Origin of the sequence: Novosphingobium lentum NBRC 107847 (assembly GCF_001590965.1) — a bacterium.
Classification (GTDB): domain Bacteria; phylum Pseudomonadota; class Alphaproteobacteria; order Sphingomonadales; family Sphingomonadaceae; genus Novosphingobium; species Novosphingobium lentum.
Window position 1 is genome coordinate 1 of the sequence record NZ_BCTW01000001.1, and the last position, 16,461, is coordinate 16,461.

The 16,461-nt window shown below is 65.7% G+C and carries 19 protein-coding genes; 3 read left to right on the forward strand and 16 right to left on the reverse strand.

Annotation, left to right across the window (positions count from 1 at the left end; translation table 11 throughout):
• Positions 1-320 precede the first annotated feature (320 nt).
• Together NL2_RS00005 and NL2_RS00010 are read left to right on the forward strand one after the other, a co-directional pair.
• On the forward strand, positions 321-677 hold the full coding sequence (locus NL2_RS00005) for a hypothetical protein (protein WP_068070409.1): 357 nt from the start codon (positions 321-323) through the stop codon (positions 675-677).
• A gap of 199 nt (positions 678-876) precedes the next feature.
• Positions 877-1,722 (forward strand): metal-dependent hydrolase, encoded by an 846-nt coding sequence (locus NL2_RS00010; RefSeq protein ID WP_068070411.1) that lies wholly within the window; start codon positions 877-879, stop codon positions 1,720-1,722.
• A gap of 119 nt (positions 1,723-1,841) precedes the next feature.
• Here NL2_RS00010 and NL2_RS00015 read toward each other — a convergent pair whose 3' ends face one another.
• The 6 genes from NL2_RS00015 to NL2_RS00040 are packed head-to-tail and all read right to left on the reverse strand — an operon-like array spanning position 1,842 to position 6,056.
• On the reverse strand, positions 1,842-2,585 hold the full coding sequence (locus NL2_RS00015; RefSeq protein WP_068070413.1) for an SDR family NAD(P)-dependent oxidoreductase: 744 nt from the start codon (positions 2,583-2,585) through the stop codon (positions 1,842-1,844).
• On the reverse strand, positions 2,585-3,439 hold the full coding sequence (locus NL2_RS00020) for an alpha/beta fold hydrolase (RefSeq protein WP_068070414.1): 855 nt from the start codon (positions 3,437-3,439) through the stop codon (positions 2,585-2,587). Before NL2_RS00020 ends, NL2_RS00015 begins: the two co-directional genes overlap by 1 nt.
• 16 nt (positions 3,440-3,455) lie before the next feature.
• Positions 3,456-4,013: a VOC family protein gene (locus tag NL2_RS00025; protein WP_245647500.1), complete on the reverse strand. Its 558-nt coding sequence runs from the start codon at positions 4,011-4,013 to the stop codon at positions 3,456-3,458.
• A 14-nt stretch (positions 4,014-4,027) separates the two neighbouring features.
• Entirely contained in the window at positions 4,028-4,423 is a 396-nt protein-coding gene (locus tag NL2_RS00030) for a MaoC family dehydratase (protein WP_068070418.1), read from the reverse strand.
• Positions 4,420-4,893 carry a hypothetical protein gene (locus NL2_RS00035; protein WP_068070420.1) on the reverse strand — a complete coding sequence of 158 codons (474 nt, stop codon included), beginning with the start codon at positions 4,891-4,893 and terminating at the stop codon, positions 4,420-4,422. Before NL2_RS00035 ends, NL2_RS00030 begins: the two co-directional genes overlap by 4 nt.
• A complete protein-coding gene (locus tag NL2_RS00040) occupies positions 4,893-6,056 on the reverse strand; it encodes an acyl-CoA dehydrogenase family protein (protein ID WP_068070421.1) in 1,164 nt (387 codons plus the stop codon). The genes NL2_RS00035 and NL2_RS00040 overlap by 1 nt, the downstream gene beginning before the upstream one ends.
• 163 nt (positions 6,057-6,219) lie before the next feature.
• Here NL2_RS00040 and NL2_RS00045 point away from each other — a divergent pair, with 163 nt between their 5' ends.
• Positions 6,220-6,990 (forward strand): hypothetical protein, encoded by a 771-nt coding sequence (locus tag NL2_RS00045; RefSeq protein WP_157082960.1) that lies wholly within the window; start codon positions 6,220-6,222, stop codon positions 6,988-6,990.
• 45 nt (positions 6,991-7,035) lie between these two features.
• Here NL2_RS00045 and NL2_RS00050 read toward each other — a convergent pair whose 3' ends face one another.
• The 10 genes from NL2_RS00050 to NL2_RS00095 all read right to left on the reverse strand — a co-directional run bounded on the left by NL2_RS00050 (position 7,036) and on the right by NL2_RS00095 (position 16,360).
• Complete coding sequence (locus tag NL2_RS00050) at positions 7,036-8,259, reverse strand: cytochrome P450 (RefSeq protein WP_068070424.1); 1,224 nt, start codon at positions 8,257-8,259, stop codon at positions 7,036-7,038.
• 69 nt (positions 8,260-8,328) lie between these two features.
• Positions 8,329-9,393, reverse strand: coding sequence for a class I SAM-dependent methyltransferase (locus NL2_RS00055; RefSeq protein WP_245647501.1), 1,065 nt, complete (start codon positions 9,391-9,393; stop codon positions 8,329-8,331).
• On the reverse strand, positions 9,390-9,815 hold the full coding sequence (locus NL2_RS00060) for a nuclear transport factor 2 family protein (RefSeq protein ID WP_068070431.1): 426 nt from the start codon (positions 9,813-9,815) through the stop codon (positions 9,390-9,392). Before NL2_RS00060 ends, NL2_RS00055 begins: the two co-directional genes overlap by 4 nt.
• 36 nt (positions 9,816-9,851) lie before the next feature.
• Positions 9,852-10,694, reverse strand: coding sequence for an NAD(P)-dependent oxidoreductase (locus NL2_RS00065; protein ID WP_084355742.1), 843 nt, complete (start codon positions 10,692-10,694; stop codon positions 9,852-9,854).
• Between the two features lie 49 nt (positions 10,695-10,743).
• A complete protein-coding gene (locus NL2_RS00070; RefSeq protein ID WP_068070435.1) occupies positions 10,744-11,283 on the reverse strand; it encodes a VOC family protein in 540 nt (179 codons plus the stop codon).
• A 33-nt stretch (positions 11,284-11,316) separates the two neighbouring features.
• Positions 11,317-12,582: a hypothetical protein gene (locus tag NL2_RS00075; RefSeq protein ID WP_068070438.1), complete on the reverse strand. Its 1,266-nt coding sequence runs from the start codon at positions 12,580-12,582 to the stop codon at positions 11,317-11,319.
• A complete protein-coding gene (locus NL2_RS00080) occupies positions 12,579-13,355 on the reverse strand; it encodes an SDR family NAD(P)-dependent oxidoreductase (RefSeq protein WP_068070440.1) in 777 nt (258 codons plus the stop codon). The genes NL2_RS00075 and NL2_RS00080 overlap by 4 nt, the downstream gene beginning before the upstream one ends.
• 5 nt (positions 13,356-13,360) lie before the next feature.
• Positions 13,361-14,620, reverse strand: a complete 1,260-nt coding sequence (locus NL2_RS00085; protein ID WP_245647502.1) for a sulfotransferase family protein — start codon at positions 14,618-14,620, stop codon at positions 13,361-13,363.
• A gap of 51 nt (positions 14,621-14,671) precedes the next feature.
• A complete protein-coding gene (locus NL2_RS00090; RefSeq protein ID WP_068070442.1) occupies positions 14,672-15,751 on the reverse strand; it encodes a TIGR03857 family LLM class F420-dependent oxidoreductase in 1,080 nt (359 codons plus the stop codon).
• 138 nt (positions 15,752-15,889) lie between these two features.
• Positions 15,890-16,360: a nuclear transport factor 2 family protein gene (locus NL2_RS00095; RefSeq protein ID WP_169799439.1), complete on the reverse strand. Its 471-nt coding sequence runs from the start codon at positions 16,358-16,360 to the stop codon at positions 15,890-15,892.
• Between the last annotated feature and the right edge of the window lie 101 nt (positions 16,361-16,461).

The window sequence follows — 16,461 nt, forward strand, 5'->3', positions numbered from 1 at the left end:
AGCTCCTCCGCCGCCTCGGCCATCTCGAGATACCGCGCATACGACCCTTGCGCCACCGCCGGCCGGCAGAACTCGGGAGACGCCGGCCAGATCTCGATCCCCGGCGCCGGACCATCGTAGCCCGTCATGCAAAGGTATGAAACTTTCATTCTTCCGCTCCTTGCGTATGGTCTGGACCAGCGGCGCTGGATCGAAAGTCCGCACTTGTGATTTATCATGCATTATATCGTTATTATGCACAATGAGTGGAATGAAGCCAATTGTTGGACGCGGCGTCCACGACGGTGCGCCAACAAGCGACGGCCGCGAGGAGACGGGGAATGATGCAGGACTATGTCTATGTGGTGCGCAGCGGCCCGGTGGCCGGCGGCGAGGAGGCTTACAACGACTGGTACACCAACGTTCACCTCGGCGACGTGCTCGCCGTGCCCGGTTTCGTATCGGCACAACGCTTCTGCCTGGCCGACCCTGCGGCACCCGATGCCCCCACGCCCGGCTACCTTGCGCTCTACACCATGCGCACGGATGATCCCGAAGGCTTGCTGGCCACGCTGACCGGCTTGGTCGAAGGCGGGCAGATGGCCATGAGCGAGGCGTTCGACATGGAAACCGTGACCACCGTCCTGTACCGGGCCCTGACGCCGGTGGTGACCGGCAGGGCCGACGTGGAAGCCTGAGCGCACGGCGCTGCGTACGCGCGGCGCGGCCTCCGCATCACGACGACCCCGTTAATTGCGTGACGGGCCGTCGAGTGCGATTGAATTCCATGCACGATTCGGATAACCTGATGCCGATCAGAGAACCGCTGGGACAAACTGCGGTCGCCACGAGGCTCGGCCCAAGAGTTAGGCAGCAGTCGCAACGTGAGGATGGACGATGAAGGCACGCTTCCCCAAGTTCGATTTTTCGAACCTGCGCGCGCACTGGGCCCCCAACTGGGAGTTCGCCCAGCGGGCGAATGCGGCCTCGTTGATCCCCGCCCACATCGAGCCCTACCTCCTGAAAGTGATGATGCAGGCCAAGCAGGACATCGACCCTGCGAAGGTTCGCCTGCATGAAGACCTCGACATCTTCATCAAGCAGGAAATGCAGCACTGCCGCCAGCACATCGCCTTCAACAAGCGGATGCACGCTCTGGGCTATGAACTGCTCAAGCCGATCGAGCAGGACTTTGCGGCAACGTTCGCCCGGTTCCTGGCCACGAAGTCGCTGCGCTTCAACCTGGCCTACAGCGAGGGCTTCGAATCGCTGAGCGCGACCGCGTGCGAGCTTTATTTCGAGGACTACAACGAGCTGCTGGAGGATGCCGATCCCGAGCCGACCAACATGTGGCGCTGGCATCTGGCCGAGGAATTCGAGCACCGCACGGTGTGTTCGGACGTTTATCACGAACTCAGCGGCCTCAACCCGGTGTTCGCGTATTTCTATCGGCTGTACGGCTACTTCTACGCCGTGCTGCACCTTGGCCGGTTCCAGCTGATGGTTTCGCGCAAGCTGCTCGAGCAGGATCGCGCAACCATGTCTCCGGACGAACTGACAGCATCACTGGCCCGCGACAAATACGCGCGCAAGATCATGGGCCGCCGCTTCTTCAGCAACTTGCTCAAGATCTGCTCGCCGTTCTACGATCCGCTGAAGCGCCGCGAGCCGGTTGGCTATCGAGCCTACCTGCAGGAATTCGAAGCACGCTACGATCGCGGGCCGGTGGCCGCCGCTGCTTAGACGTTTCCGACTAACGTCGGTGCGGTGCCAGCCCACTCCCCCGCCCGGCCACCCAAGCCATTGTATGATATGGGTGGCCGGGCGGGGAGTGGGCTGGCACCTTCTAAATCGGAAAATCTCTAAAGGCTGAAGCCGCCGTCGACGATCAGGGTCTGCCCGGTGATGTACCGGGCGCGATCCGAGGCGAGGAAGGCTGCGGCATCGGCGATATCGTCCGCCGATCCGAAACGGCGCAGCGCGATGCGGCGGCGTTGCGCATCCCACACCTCGGGCGAATAGAGATCGGTCAGGAATGTCGCGCCCAGCCCCGCGTCGATGATGCCGGGGGCGACCGCATTGGCACGGATGCCGGCGCGCCCCTCTTCCTTGGCCACCGCGCGGCACAGCGATTCGACGGCGGCCTTGGGCACCGATGACAGCGCGTCGCCCGGCGGGTAGCTGTAGTTTGCCACCGACGAAATCGCGGTGATCGAGCCGCCGCCATTGGCGCGCAGCACCGGGATCGCGGCGGCGACCACGCGGGTAAAGCCGATCAGCTCGATCTCGAACACCTGCCGCCACTGCGGCTCGGTGATCGTGCTGACGAACGGCTGGTCGATCGCGACGCCACCGGCGAACACGATGCCGCCCAGCGGCATTTCCCCCACATTGGCCGTGGCGATCGCGGCAGCGACGCTGCCCGAATCGGCCAGATCGCAGGAAACAGTCGTGCCTTTGCCGCCCAGCGCAGCGGCAACGGACTGCGCCGCTTCGAGCCCGGAGCGGTAGCCGACGACCACGCCGCCCCACTCGGGCGCCAGCGCCCGGCAGATCGCCGCGCCAAGGCCGCCCGATCCGCCGATGACAAGAACCGTGCGCTCCATCACCGCTCCAGTGGGCTAAAGCGGGCGAGGTAATCGAGCAAGGTATCCGCAAACGCATCGTTGCGATCGCCGGTGACCATGTGGCCGACACCGCGCGCGAGCACGACTTCCAGCTGCGGCGTCAGCTGCCGGAACAGCGCCTCGCTGTCATCGGTGACGATCGTCGAGAATTCCGCGCGCACCAGCACGACCGGATCCTTCATCCGCGCCGCCGCCTGTTCCACCGCCAGCCCTTCGGACGGAGGATTGAGAAATTCGGGCGAGACGGTCCTGGGATCCCACTGCCAGTACAGCCGCCCATCGTCGCTGCGCCGCATCGTCCGTTCAAGGCCAGAAACGTCGCGCTTGCGCGGCAGCGAAAGGTGCTCGGCCAGCGCATCGGCGGCGGCATCGACGGTGGCGAACCCACCGGCGCTGGCGATAAAGAAGCTGCGCATGGCATCGACGCCGGCATCGCGCAGCAGCGGCGCGACGTCGGCCACCATCGCCAGCGCGACTTTGCCCGGCCGGCGCGATCCGCCGACCAGCACCGACTGCCCGCCGCGCGAGGCGCCGACCAGCGCCACCGGCCGATCGAACGAATCGAGCAGCGCCGCGACATCCCGGCCGAACGCATCGAGCATGTAATCGCCATCGGGTGCCCAGTCGCTTGTCCCGTGGCCCCGCAGATCGACGCTGTAGGCGCGGTAGCCCGCCGCCCCGACCCGGCGCGCGGCGCCGGTCCAGGAACGGCGGCTTTGGCCACCGCCATGAAAGAACAGCACCGGCGGACCGGCCGCCGGACCATAGGCGTCCGCGCGCAAGGTCAGGCCATCGCCGGGAAGTTCGACCACGGCCTGCACCATTGCATTCATCGCAAGCGCCGTCCGGTTATTCGGCGGCGACGGCCGGCGGCGCGATCTCGTTGAAGATCGGATGCTCGCCCGAGCCCTTGTACGCGAATTTCTGCGGGGCGTGGTGCCATTTGCCGTCGTTGCGGCTTTCGTAAGGGCTGGCGACTTCGATCAGGCAACCATGCGTGCTCTTGGCGCCGACCCAGCTCCACTTCTGCCAGGTCATGTCCGGATCGTTGTAGGTGGTGCCGCCGCCCGGAAGATCGAGCCCTTCGGCGCGCAGCTGTTCCATCGCGCCGGGAACGTCGTCGGTGGCGAAGCACAAGTGGTGGACATGCTCACCCACCTTGTCGAGCCGGCGGCCCATGGGCGTGCCGGGCGCGGGCTGGATGAACTGGATCTCGGTGCCGTGATCGTTGACGAACGTCGCCCACTTCATGCCGGCGTCGTCGCCGCTGGAAAACTCGTCATACTTGACGATACGTTTGTCCAGCTGTGCCGGATCGAGCACGCGCAGGATCTTGGTCCAGTCCACGATCGCGGTATCGAGATCGCGCACGACCATGCACACGTGGGCAAAAGGTCCGCTCGGCATTGTCTTATCTCCTGTTAGGCGTTGATACGGATCGTCGCGGTTCCGGCATTCACGGTGCCGCGACCTTCGACGTCCAGGCTGAATTCACACTCTACACGGTCACCGTCCACCGCAGTGATGCGGCCACTGGCCACGGCTTTGTCGCCGCCATAGACATTGTCGAGGAACCGCGAATCCATCGCCTCGATCGTGCCGCCGGGGAACGCCGCCATCAACATGTTCATCATGTAGGCCACGTTGATCGGACCCTGGTTGATCACGCGATCGCCCAGTCCCTTGGCCTTGACCACCTCGACATCGAGATGGATCGGGTTGGGATCGGCCAGGAACACGGCCCAGTCCTTCATCGCGTCCGGGCTGACGGTTTTGATCGTGAACGGGGCGATGGCATCACCAACAGCGTAAGTCATGCCAGTTCCTTTCGCGGCAGCACCCAGACGTTGTCGGTTTCCAGGATGGCATCGCCGCCGCCGACCGCGCCGCCATCCGCGGGAATCAGCCGCAGGCGATAGGTCAGCACGTCCATGACGCCCAGCTTGCGGCTTTTCTTGCGCACCAGGCTGAGGATCTCGCCGCCGACCTTGTAGGGCTGGCCGACCATGATCGGCGCGGAAAAGCGCACGCCCGACGATCCCATCATCGGGCCATCCTCGACATCGAACTCGCAGGTTTCGCACACCCCGGCCACGGTCTTGCCCATCGCGACTTGCGTGGCGACGTAGTACCATACCGGATGCGCAGAGCCGTCGGCGGCAGGCGCGACGCCCACCGAACGGCACAGGCGTTCGTTTTCATCGGCCGAGACGGTGAATGTCTTCGTGCCGTCAAGCGAGGTGCCGGCGACTTGCGGCGCGGGCGGGAATTCGGGTTCTTCGGACATCAGAACGACCTTGGCAGACCAAAGCTTTCGGCGATGGTGTTGCGCACCATTTCATTCGAAATCGGGGTCATGCGCAAGATGCGATGGTCGCGCCAGTAGCGCTGCATGTCGGTTTCCGCCGAATAGCCCATGCCGCCCAGGATCTGGATACCGAGGTCGGCGGCCTTCACCGCGTTTTCGGTGGCGACCATCTTGAGCATGTTGGCTTCCACGCCGCAGGGCTTGCCCTCGGCCTGCAGCTGCGCGACGTAGTACAGCAGCAGCTCGGTCGTCTTCTGCCAGGTGGCGATATCGGCGATATAGTGTTGCAGGATCTGGAACCGGCCGATGATCCCGCCAAACGCCGTGCGCGTCTTCATGTAGACCAGCGCGTCTTCCAGCACGCCGTCGATGGCGCCCAGGCATTGCGCGCCGACCATGATGCGTTCGTTGTTGAGCGTGGGCAGCATGGCGTACCAGGCCTGTCCGGGCGTGCCGAGCACGTCATCATCGGGCACGAACACGTCTTCGTAATGCACTTCGCACGAGCCCATCGCGCGCATGCCCAGCTTGGGCAGCAGCGACGAGGTGATGCCGGGCGACTTCGCATCGACGAAGAACATGGTCAGGCCATGGTGCTTCTTTTCCACATTGGGATCGGTGCGCGCCAGCACCAGCAGGCGGTCCGCCGCCTTGGCCCCGGTGGTCCACATCTTGGCGCCGTTCAGCTTCCAGCCGCCATCGACCTTTTCGGCGTGGGTTTTCATCGCGCCGAGCACGTCGGTGCCGCCGTCAGGCTCGGTCATCGACAGCGACACGCGCAAATTGCCTGCGGCCATGGCCGGCAACCAGCGCTGCTTCTGGTCTTCGGTGCCAACGGCGCTGATCGTCTTGGCGCCGCCGAACGAGGTCAGCCCCCAGGTCCACAGCAGGCCACCGGCGGTGCGCGCGAATTCGCGCGCGAAGATCATCTGCATGACCACGTCGCCGCCCAGACCGCCCCATTCCTCGGGGATGCCGATGCCGAAGAAGCCCTGCTCCTTCAGCTTGTCCCACAGCGGATAGGGGTAGTTTTCCTCGTCGGCCTCGAGCTTGCGCATCCAGTCCTTGGGGCATTCGGCCTCGACCCAGCGATGCACGATGTCCTTGAACGCCAGCTGCTCTTCGGAAAGCGAAAAATCCATGACCCGGTTTCAACTCCTGCTCGGTCTTCGCTCTAGCCGGGGCCGGTTGCGTGCAACCTATCGGTCGGCAGGAGCAGGAAGCCGTCGGGCCGCCACCTGACAGCACGGGCGGGTCGCGATCGCAACTGTCGGGCCTGTGATCATGAGGGGGAGAACGAGCACCATGGACAGTTTCACACCACCGGTCATGCCCAACATCCCGGCGCCTCCGGGTGTCGGCATCAACCTGCTGGTCACTGTGCTGATCGCCGTGGCGATCCTGGCGTGGTGGGCCGTTTCGGGCGAGCGCAAGCAGCGCGGCGCGATCCTGCCGCTGCTGCTGTTCGGCACCAGCCTGTCGTGCATCGTCGTCGAATCCGTGTTCGACAACATCGTGCTGTATTGGTGGCCGTCGGACAATCCCTATGCGCTGTTTTCATCGTTCGGGCGCAAGGTGCCGTGGTCGGCGGTGATCGCCTATGGCTGGTATTTCTGCGGGATCGCCTACTTCATCTACCGCCGGTTCGAACGCGGCGTGACGATGCGCGGCGCGCTGGGGCTGTACCTGTTGGCCTTCGCGATCGACTGGCTGGCCATGTCCATCGCCGAATGGACCGGGCAAAGCGGCTTTTACGGCGATCAGCCGTTTCACGGCTTCGGCAACCCGCTGTGGTTCTCGTTCATGGATGCGGCGGGCGGCTTTGCGATCGGTGCGGCGCTTTACGCCATGGTGCCACACCTGACCGGGGCTCGCCGCCTGTTGATCGCGTTGCTGCCGACCTTCGTTTACGGCGGCGTGCTGGGGGCCGTGTCCGGTCCGATCGGCCAGGCGCTCAACTCCGGCTGGTCACACACCGCGATCTGGCTGTGCGGTTCGGCCACGATCGCGCTGTGCTGGCTGCTCGTCTATGAGCTGTCGCGTCTGGTCGTCGCCGCGCGCGCGCGCAACGCCTGAAGGCGGCCCGGATGCCGATCGGGCATCCGGGCGCCAGCGCATCGTTCAGGCAGGCGTCCATACCAGCGGCAGCGCAACCGGCTGGATCATCCCGAGATGGCAGGTCACCGTGTGGCCCGGCTCCAGCGTGAACGCCGGAATGCGGGCGAGGAATTCCTCCATCGCGATCCGCAGCTCGCGGCGCGCCAGGTGCATGCCCACGCACGTGTGGATGCCGAAGCCGAAGCCGACGTGGCGCGGGCGGCGGGTGAAGTCGACCGTGCCCGGATTGTCGAATTCAGCAGGATCGCGGCCCGCAAGCGTGGTCGACATCGCCACTTTGTCGCCCGGCATCATCGTCACGCCGCGGATCGTGGTTTCCTTGGTGCAGGTGCGGAACGTGGTCACCGCGCCATAGGCGCGCATCAGTTCATCGATCGCGTGGGGAATTTCGGCCGGGTTGGCGCGCAGCGTGGCCTGATCGTCGGGGTGGGTGGCCAGATGCCAGAACTGCAGCCCCATGTTGGTCGAAACCGTGTCGAGCCCGCCGATGAACAGGTTGAACATGAAGCCGACCAGCTCGTCCTGGGTCAGCGGGCGGCCTTCGATCTGCCCGGCTACGCCAAAGCTGATCAGGTCGTTGCGCGGGTTGGCCCGGCGATCGTCGATCTCGCCGCTCAGATAGGCCACGACCTTGCGCGTGGCGTCGGCGATCTTCGACAGGTCGTGGTTGTGGAGCAGGTTCATCTCCCACTCCATGAACTCCGCCATGCGGTCGTGCGGCAGGCCCATCAGTTCCATGAACACCTTGATCGGGAATTCGAAGGCGAAGTCCGCCATGAACTCGCACGATCCGCGCGCGGCGAAACCGTCGATGTAGCCGACCGCATATTCGCGGATCTTGCCTTCCAGCGCGGCCATCGCCTTGGGCGTGAACGCGGGGTTGACCATCTGGCGGAACGGTCCGTGCGCCGGCGGATCGAGCTCGACCGGCGAATTGATCCAGGTTCCGCCGGTCAGTTTCGAGAAGGGCGAGAAATCGTGCGTGGTGAAGTGACCGGTATCGAGATAGATCGCGCGCATGTCCTCCATGCGGCGCGGGATCCACGCGGGCGAACCGCCGGGATAGGCGTGCGGCGCGTAGATGATGTCGGGGCCTTCATGCACCGAAGCCGCCAGTTCGTTGAACGGATCACGATCGGTGGTCGTGCCGAACACGAACGGAAACGCATGCACGAGATCGGCCGGGACGTGAGCGGGAATGACTGGCTCTAGAAACGCGACTGACATGGTGTTTTCTCCAGTTATATTCAAAATATCGTTGTAGCCCGTCCGTGCGGTGCAGCCCAAAGGCCCCGCTCAGCCTGCGACCACGGCTTCGATGACCAGGATGACGTTGTAGGACCGGTTCTGCTGGGGATCGGCGGCAATCCGCGCGGCCAGCCGCTCGGTCACCGCGTCGAGCACGGCGGCGCGATCGCGCCCGGGATCGAGCGCGGCGGCAAAGCTGGGGCCGTTGGCCGCGCGCATCATGTCCGCCCACACCCGCCCAAGCTGCGCGGCATCACCACTTTGCTCAAACGCCGCCCAATACGGATCGGGCGCCTGCACGACCGCCAGATCGACCAGGCTGAGCCCGGATACCCGGCCATCGCGGAACGGCGCTTCGATCTGCGCAACCGAACGGCCGGCAGACGGCGCGCTGATGCGGGCAAGTTCGGCATGGGTCAGCAGCCCGGCATCGGCGGTATCGACCCAGCTTTGCCAGAACGCATTGGCCATCCATTCGAACCCGTGGCTATCCGGACCGCGCCCCATGAACTGGCAGATCAGGCGCGCGCCGCCCCGCATTTCGCGCGACCGCGCCTGCAGGAAGTTCGCCCAGTCCGCATCGAGCTGCGCGTCGATCGCATCGCGCACGGCGGGATCGGCGCTGAACACGCCCCAGCCGTGGTCCGGGACCGGGCAGGGATTGCGGCTCATCCAGTGCAGCGCGTTGGAGCTCCACCCCAGATCGACGCTGCCGTGCGGCAAAACCTCGCCAAAATGAGAACGCCCGATTGCGTTGGGATAGACCTGCGCCCGCCCCGCAAGATAGCTCACCGGATCCTCGTCGATAAGCGTGAACAGCGAGCCAAAATCGTTGGACGGCAGATCGACATGGCTGACCACGATCGGGCGGTCCGGGCCGATCCGGGGCCTGAGCGTGTCTATCGCCGCAGCCACCGGCGCCATCGAATTGCGGCCTTGCGAGACGCCGTAGTCCGCGATGCCGATGATCGCGCCATCGGCCGGAACTTCCCCCGCCGCCGCAACCAGCAGCGGCAGCGCCGAACCGAGGTTGGCCGCCTGCAACGCCGAGTTGCGGTTGTAGAACCCGCCGCCCTGCATCGCGGCGGTGGGCGCTGGCGGTGCGCTGCTCAAGTGCCGCCGCCCATCGGTCCGAACGCCCGCTCGGTTTCCTGCAGGTCGAGGTATTCGCGCACGCCGACCACCCGGTCGCCGCGCACGGTGAACAGGTGGTGGTAGTGGTTGCGATAGGTCCGTCCATCGGCGAATTCGAAGTTGCCGCGCGATTCCACCGCGACGCGTTCGCCTTCGGCGGTGGTCGCCAGAATCGTGGTCTGCGCCACCGTCGCGACACCCAGCATCTGCTGCATCTGAGTCAGCAGCGTCTCCAGATCCAGCGTACCGACGCCCGAAACGTACCATGCGACATCGGGCGCCATGATCGCGCGGATGGTGGCGAGATCGCACTTGTCGAGCGCCGCCATCAGCCGGATGACCAGCGCGCGGTTGTGATCCGCAAGGGCCTGCGCATCCTGGATTTCGGCAACTGTAGTCACGGCAGGTCTCCCCATTCGTTCGGGCGCGATGGTGGCTTACTTGGTCAGATAGGTGGCCGTCGCGGCGGACAGCGCCTCCAGCTCGACGCCGGCCTTGTTGCCCGCGTCGATCGCCGCGCTCACGTCCTTGACCATGTAGCGGCGCGCGGTTTCGAGCATGTAAGCCGGATCTTCGGTGACAAACCGCGCCAGCACGTCGCTGGCCCCGCTGCACTGGATCAGCGCGGCGGCGGTTGATGATCGTTCCAGACCCAGGCCTTCGGCCAGACGCAGCGCGTCGGCGGCCAGCTGGAGGTGCCCGGCGAACAGGATATTGTTCACCAGCTTGATCGCACGACCGGCACCGCTGGCGCCGACGTGGAAGATCGCGCGCGCGAACGTATCGAACACCGGACGCCCGCGTTCGATCGCATCGGCATCGCCGCCCACCAGCAGCGTCAGCTTGCCCGATGCCATTTCGGACTGCATCCGGCTGAAACACGTGTCGAGGATCGCGATGCCGGCGGGCACGGCGGCGGCGATCGCCTGGATCGATTCGATGCTGCCGGTGGTGAACACGGCCACGATGGCGCCGGGCTTGAGCAGGCTTATCACGCCTTCCGGCCCGGTCAGCACGTCGGCCACCTGATCGTCGGAAAACACCGCAAGGCAGACAAGATCGGCGCCTTCCGCGGCTTCGCGCGGCGAAGACACCATGACCAAGCCCTGGCTGTCATCGGCCGCCGGAGGCTTCACGTCGAACGCGCGAACTTCATGGCCGCCTGCTGCTACCGCCTTCGCCGTGGGCAGGCCCATCTGTCCCAGCCCGATCCATGCAACCTTCATTATCGATCCTCTCACGCCCGGAGCAGCGTTTCGCCGCCGGGATTGCTTCAGCATTCCGGGCCCGACGCCTACCGAACGTCAGGTCCTGACCAGCGGCCCCCGATCAGGCGAATTCGGCCAGCCGGTCGAGCCCGCGCACGGGATCGGTCGCGCCATCCCACGCCACGTGCGCGCGGTGCATGCGTGACAGCGATTCTTCCATCGCCGGGGAGATTTCCATGAGTTCGATAAACGCGCCGTCGGCCGCCTGCGTATCGAACAGGCAGAACCGCTCGCCCGACGGCATCTGGCCGCTGAACGCCACCTCGTGCCCCTTGGCGGACAGCCGGGCGAAGTTTGCATCGTACGGCCCGCGCAACATTACGTGGTGGTAGCCATGACCGCTGGCCTCGAGCATTTCCCGGAACACCGAAGCCCCGTCGTTGGTCTGCTGCAGCAGTTCGATCAGCAGCCCGCCCGAAAACCCGAACGCCACTTTCATCGACACTTCGGTCGGCGCGCCGCGATAAAGCTGGCCCGGCAGCACCGGCACGTCGAACATGAAGAACGGCCCGGCGCCGATGGTCCCGGTCCAGTGGTCGAGCGCGGGTTCCAGATCGGCGACGACCTGACAGAGTTCGAGAACGGAGCCGGTGGGTTGCATTGTCTGTTCCTTGTGCCGGTCGTGCGTGTGGGGTCAGGGCATCCAGTCCGCAGCGCGCGTGCGGGTGCCGTGGTCGCGCGCGCGCTTGCTCAGCTGTGCGCGGCGCCTGTCGATATCGATGCGCGGCACATGCGCGGGTACGGCGGTGGCCACGTCGGCCAGGTCGAATTCCTGCACCGTGCGGATGAACGTCGCCGGATCGGCGGTGGCGGGAACGCCCTGCCAGCGGATCATCATCCAGCCCTCGGCGAGATTGGTGGTGTCGATCCAGTTGGCGACGCCCGGGTCGACCGCGCTCAGCACATAGCTTTGCGTGCCATCGGGGTTGGCGACGACTTGCGTGCTGTTCAGGCTGACCAGCCGCACCATCGGATCGGGCGAAATCGTCCACGGATCGGCGATCTGGAAGCCGGAGTAATAGCTGCCCGCAGGATCGATCGTGACCAGCAGCGCCCTGCCGTCCGCCAGCCGGAAGCGCCCCCCGGCCAGGTAGCCCCAACCGCCATCACGCCCATTGGGGCCAATCAGCGTGTGCGGTGCCGGCAGGCCGAGGAAGTCGTCCTTGAAATGGCTCCAGAAGTGGACCCATGCGGGCATGTCGGCGATCACCTTGGCGGCGATCTCGTCTTCGCTGCGCGGGGCATGTCCGGCAGGCGGATCGACGCGGCGAACCGAGACTTGCGCGGGGATCTGGTTCCAGTCGCGCTGGCTGTCACGGGTGTAGACCTGATGCAGCTTCCCGGCTTCCGACCGCAAATGGTGCGGGCCGCCCTCTCCGGGGCCCACCGTCACCACCACCGGATCGGTCGGCGCATCCGGATCGCGCAAGTCCTGCAGCGTGAACGCGCCCAGGTTGCGGCCAAGCCCGGCATGGTGGTCCGGCTCGACTTCCAGCACGATGCTGAACTGCGGCGGATCGTCGGAGAACCGCACGGTGATCTCGTAGTTGCCATCCCCGTCGATCGGGATTTCGCGGTTGAAATTGTCGGGATTGTCGATCGCGACCGCTGCGCCCTGATAGACATGGCCGTACCAGTTGCGCGGCGCGTTGCTGATGTTCCAGACGACTTTCGGGGCGGCCGGGTCGCCATTGGCCTCGCGCATGGCAAGGCCCAGCACCCACTGGTCGAGCGCCCGGTCCAGCCCGGCAATGCCGTCCACGGTCGCCGAAAGCCGGTCGGCGCGCATCGCGATCCGCGCCGCCTCACGCGCGGCGCGCACGTCGGCGCGCTCGATCAGGCGCAGCGACAGCCGTTCGGCCGCCGCCTGATCCTCGGTCCAGAGCGGGTTCGCGCTCACGAGATCGTCCCCACGCGGCCACCTTCGGTGAAGATCGTGCTGCCGGTGGTATAGCTGGACGCATCGCTGGCGAGCAGGATCGCGGCGCCCACGGCTTCGTCTGCTGCGCCGAAGCGCTTGATCGCGTTACGCTCTGCCAGCCCCAACCCGCGATGGATCTCCGCCTCCTGCCCGTCCGGGCTCATCGACCCCACGCACAGGCAGTTGATGCGCGTGTGCGGGGCCTGCGTCTTGGCGAGTTCGCGCACCAGGAACAGCAGCGCGGCCTTGCTCACGCCATAGGCCACCGCCGGGGGAATCGGGGTGAACCCGCCGCAGCTCTGCACCGAGATGACGCTGCCCTTGGCGTGGCCTTTCATGTCGGCCTCGGTCATTTCGACCAGTCGCCACGTCGCCATCACGTTCACGTCCATCGCGGTCTGCCAGACTTCGTCGGTGTTCGCCCACAGCCCGCCTTGGGCGGCATAGACCACCCCGGCAGCGGCATTGTTGAACACGATGTGGATCGGCCCGAACGCATCGTGCGCGGTATCGACCAGCGTCTGCAGATCGGCCTTGTTCGCCACATCGACCGCGACCGCCCGCGCCCGCCCGCCGCCCAGCGCGTTGATTTCGCCGGCGATGCGGTCGAGCCGGTCCTGGCTGCGTGCCGAAATCACGACATTGGCGCCCAGTTCGGCATAAGCCTTGGCCACATGCTCGCCCACGCCGGGGCCCACGCCGGTGAGGATGGCGGTGCGGCCATCGAGGCGAAAGCGATCGAGTACGCTCATCGGACTTACCCTACGCTGGTGGGAAGGGGCGTCAGAAGATGCCCGAACCGCTGGTAATAAGGGGCGAGGCGTTCATGCACCTCGTCGGGATCGATGCCGAACTGTTCGGCGCTGTGCTTGTGCTTGCCCAGCCGCTGCGCCGCCGAATTCTGAGCCAGGAACTGCGTGATGCGCGCTTCGTGTTCAGGCGTGAACGGCAGGTCGAAGCGGGTATAGATGCGGCGGATCGTGCCCATCGGGTCGGCCACGACCTCGCTGTGCCCCAGATCGATGATCCGTTCGGCGATATCGGGCCGCGCGTCGCGGGCCTTCAATCCGCGCTCGAGCCCCTCGCTCCACGTCTCGAACACGCTGCGGCCGACCGCCTTCAAGTCCTTGTCCGCACCCACCGCGGCCAGGAACGCGGCGATCATGCTGGCCAGCGACGAGAACGTCAGCACCGGATCGCGGTGCGTCCACACCAGCATGGCACCGGGATAAGCCTCGACCAGCCCCGGCAGGTCGAACAGGTGCTGCGGCGATTTCAGCGTCCAGCGGCCTTGCGGCCCCTTCCACTGGAACTGCTGCAGCAGGCGCTTGTGCGTGCGGTACTGCCCTTCGGCCACCGTACTCAGCAACCACTCGGCAAAGTCCGGCACGCCCAGTTCGGCGGGGAAGTTGGTGCTGGCGAAATGCATCATCATGCCGTGGTTGCACTCGCCCGGCTGGGTGCAATCCATCCGCTGGATGTCGCGCAGCTGCGGCGCGTGGGCCAGCCAGTTTTCGTAGATCGCCTGCACTTGCCCGATGCGCGGATCGCTATCGAAGGTCGCCTTTTCCGGCGCGGGCCAAGGGATGTACCATTCCCATTCGGTCGGCGCGCGGGCTGCGGGATCGAGGCATAGCAGATCGTAGGTGATCGTCGTGCCGGTGCGCGGCAATCCGCACACGATCAGGGGCGCGACCACGTCCTGCGCCGCGATTTCGGGGTGGTTGCGATCATCTTCGGCCATGCGCAGGCGCATCGCCAGGATCTTGGTGATGTTCGCCTTGGCCGTGGCGCGCAGCTGTGGCGGCGGGTCCATCGCCTCCACCGCCTTCACCAGTTCGCGAAACCCGGTCATGAAGCTGAGGTCGGGGCCGAAATCGGCGTAGCCGGTCTGCGCCTGCGCGTCGGCGATCAGCGCGTCCGGGTCCAGCGGGGCGATTGCTTCGGGTGCTTCGGCCAGCGCCATCTCGTCGGTTCCTGTCCCATGCACCGATTCGCTCGCGGGATCGTGTGCCATTGGTGTGTCGTCCCGGCAGGCTGACCCGCAACCTGCCGGGCGCAAGGGTGCCTACAGGCCCTTCGCGGCCAGTGCCCGCTTCAGTTCGGTGGTGAGCGGCCCCATGTCCTTGGGCGCTGCGCCGTGCAGCAGGATTTCGTCCGCGCCGGCGTCGAGATAGGCCATCAGCTGGTCGGCGCACTGCGCCGCCGTGCCCACCGCCGCACCATCATCGATCCACTGCTGGGGCAGAAGCTCGCCCACGTCGACCAGCTCCTGCCGCGTATAGGCCTGGTCGGCGGGCTTGCCGTTGAGACTGGCGATCTTGGGGTGCGCGCGGATCTGGTCGAGCACCGACTTGTCCCATTCGTTGATCTCGACGATCAGGTCACCAAAGCCCGGCAGTTCGAAATAGGTGATCGCGCGGCCGCGCACGACCGCGTCTTCCTCGTCCTTGGGCAGATCGGGGGCGACGATGATGTTGTGGTAGATGCGCACCGACATCGGATCGCGACCGGCCTTTTCGGCAGCGTCGCGCACGATCTTCACGCTGTTGCGCACGCCCTGCGGCGAAACGAACGGATGCAGCAGCACGCCGTCGCAGTGCGCGCCCGCAAATTCGAGCGACTTGGGCCCGATGGCGGTGAAGATGATCGGCGGCAGCGGGCCGTCGTACTTGTCGGTCAGCTTCAGCATCGGGAACGTGCCCATGATGCCGTCGTAATTCACCGTCTCGCCCGCCCACAGGCGTTGCATGATCGAAATGGTGTCGGCCAGACGGTCCATCGTGATCGGCGCCGCGCCCAGCATCTTCATGTACGCTGGCACCGCCCGCGCGAACATCACGCGGAACCGGTCGCCCGACAGCGCCTGCATCAGGTTGGCCGTGCTCGCCGTGACGATGGGATGGCGCATGGTGGCATAGAACGTGCCGGTGATACGGATCTTCGATGTCGCCTGGCTGACCGCGCCGGCCAGCACCGCGGGTTCCTTCAGCGCGAATCGCTCCGAAATCCACACGCAGCCCAGGCCGATCCGCTCGGCCTCGATCGCCTCCTCGATCCCGCGCCGCGGATCGCTGACGCGGCCGGGCAGAATATAGGTTCCAAACTTGTCGAACAGCGCCTGTGCGCCGGGCTCGATTGCGGTCATCGGGGATCCACCTTTGTTAACTGGCTTTCGCGTGGAAGACGCGTTGGATCAATCCGCCTATCCAATGGAAGGGTTGGCGCAAACCTTCGCTTCGCCGTGATGTCAACGCTTCAGCCGACCGGATAAAATCGGCAAAATTCAGGGCGTCGTGGCCACCAGCGTGCGGATGCGCCAGGCGCTGTCGACCCGGTTCAGCGTGATCGCATAGTCCGAGAATGTCATCGGCTTGCCGTCGTTGCCCCAGTCGGTGACCAGCCCATAGGCGGTGACCAGCGCCACGTCATCGCCGTCGCCGGGATCGACGACGATGCTGGTGATCTGGTGCCGCCACTTGCCGCCGCCCTGCGCCGCGACCACACCGGGCATCGCGCCGACCTGCTCGTGCCCTTCCAGCCGCATGACCCCCGCCACCTCGAACACGCCATCGGGCGTGAACAGTTCGAGCCAGCCGGCCGTGTCGCCGTGATCGACCCGGTGACAGTAGCGCGCGAAAAGTTCGCCGATTGCGATCCGGTCTTCGCCGGTGATCGTGCCCATCATTCTGTCTCCAGATCGTTGCGGATCGTTCTTCGTCGTCGCCAGTCGCCGGCGCGATTCGATGCCGATCATCGGCAACATCCACAAGCCGCCCCCTTTCCACCGGTAGGTCATAGCCGATAATGCGGCGATAGCGTGCGCGCCCATGGAGCAGGTCGGCCACGTCCTGTCGG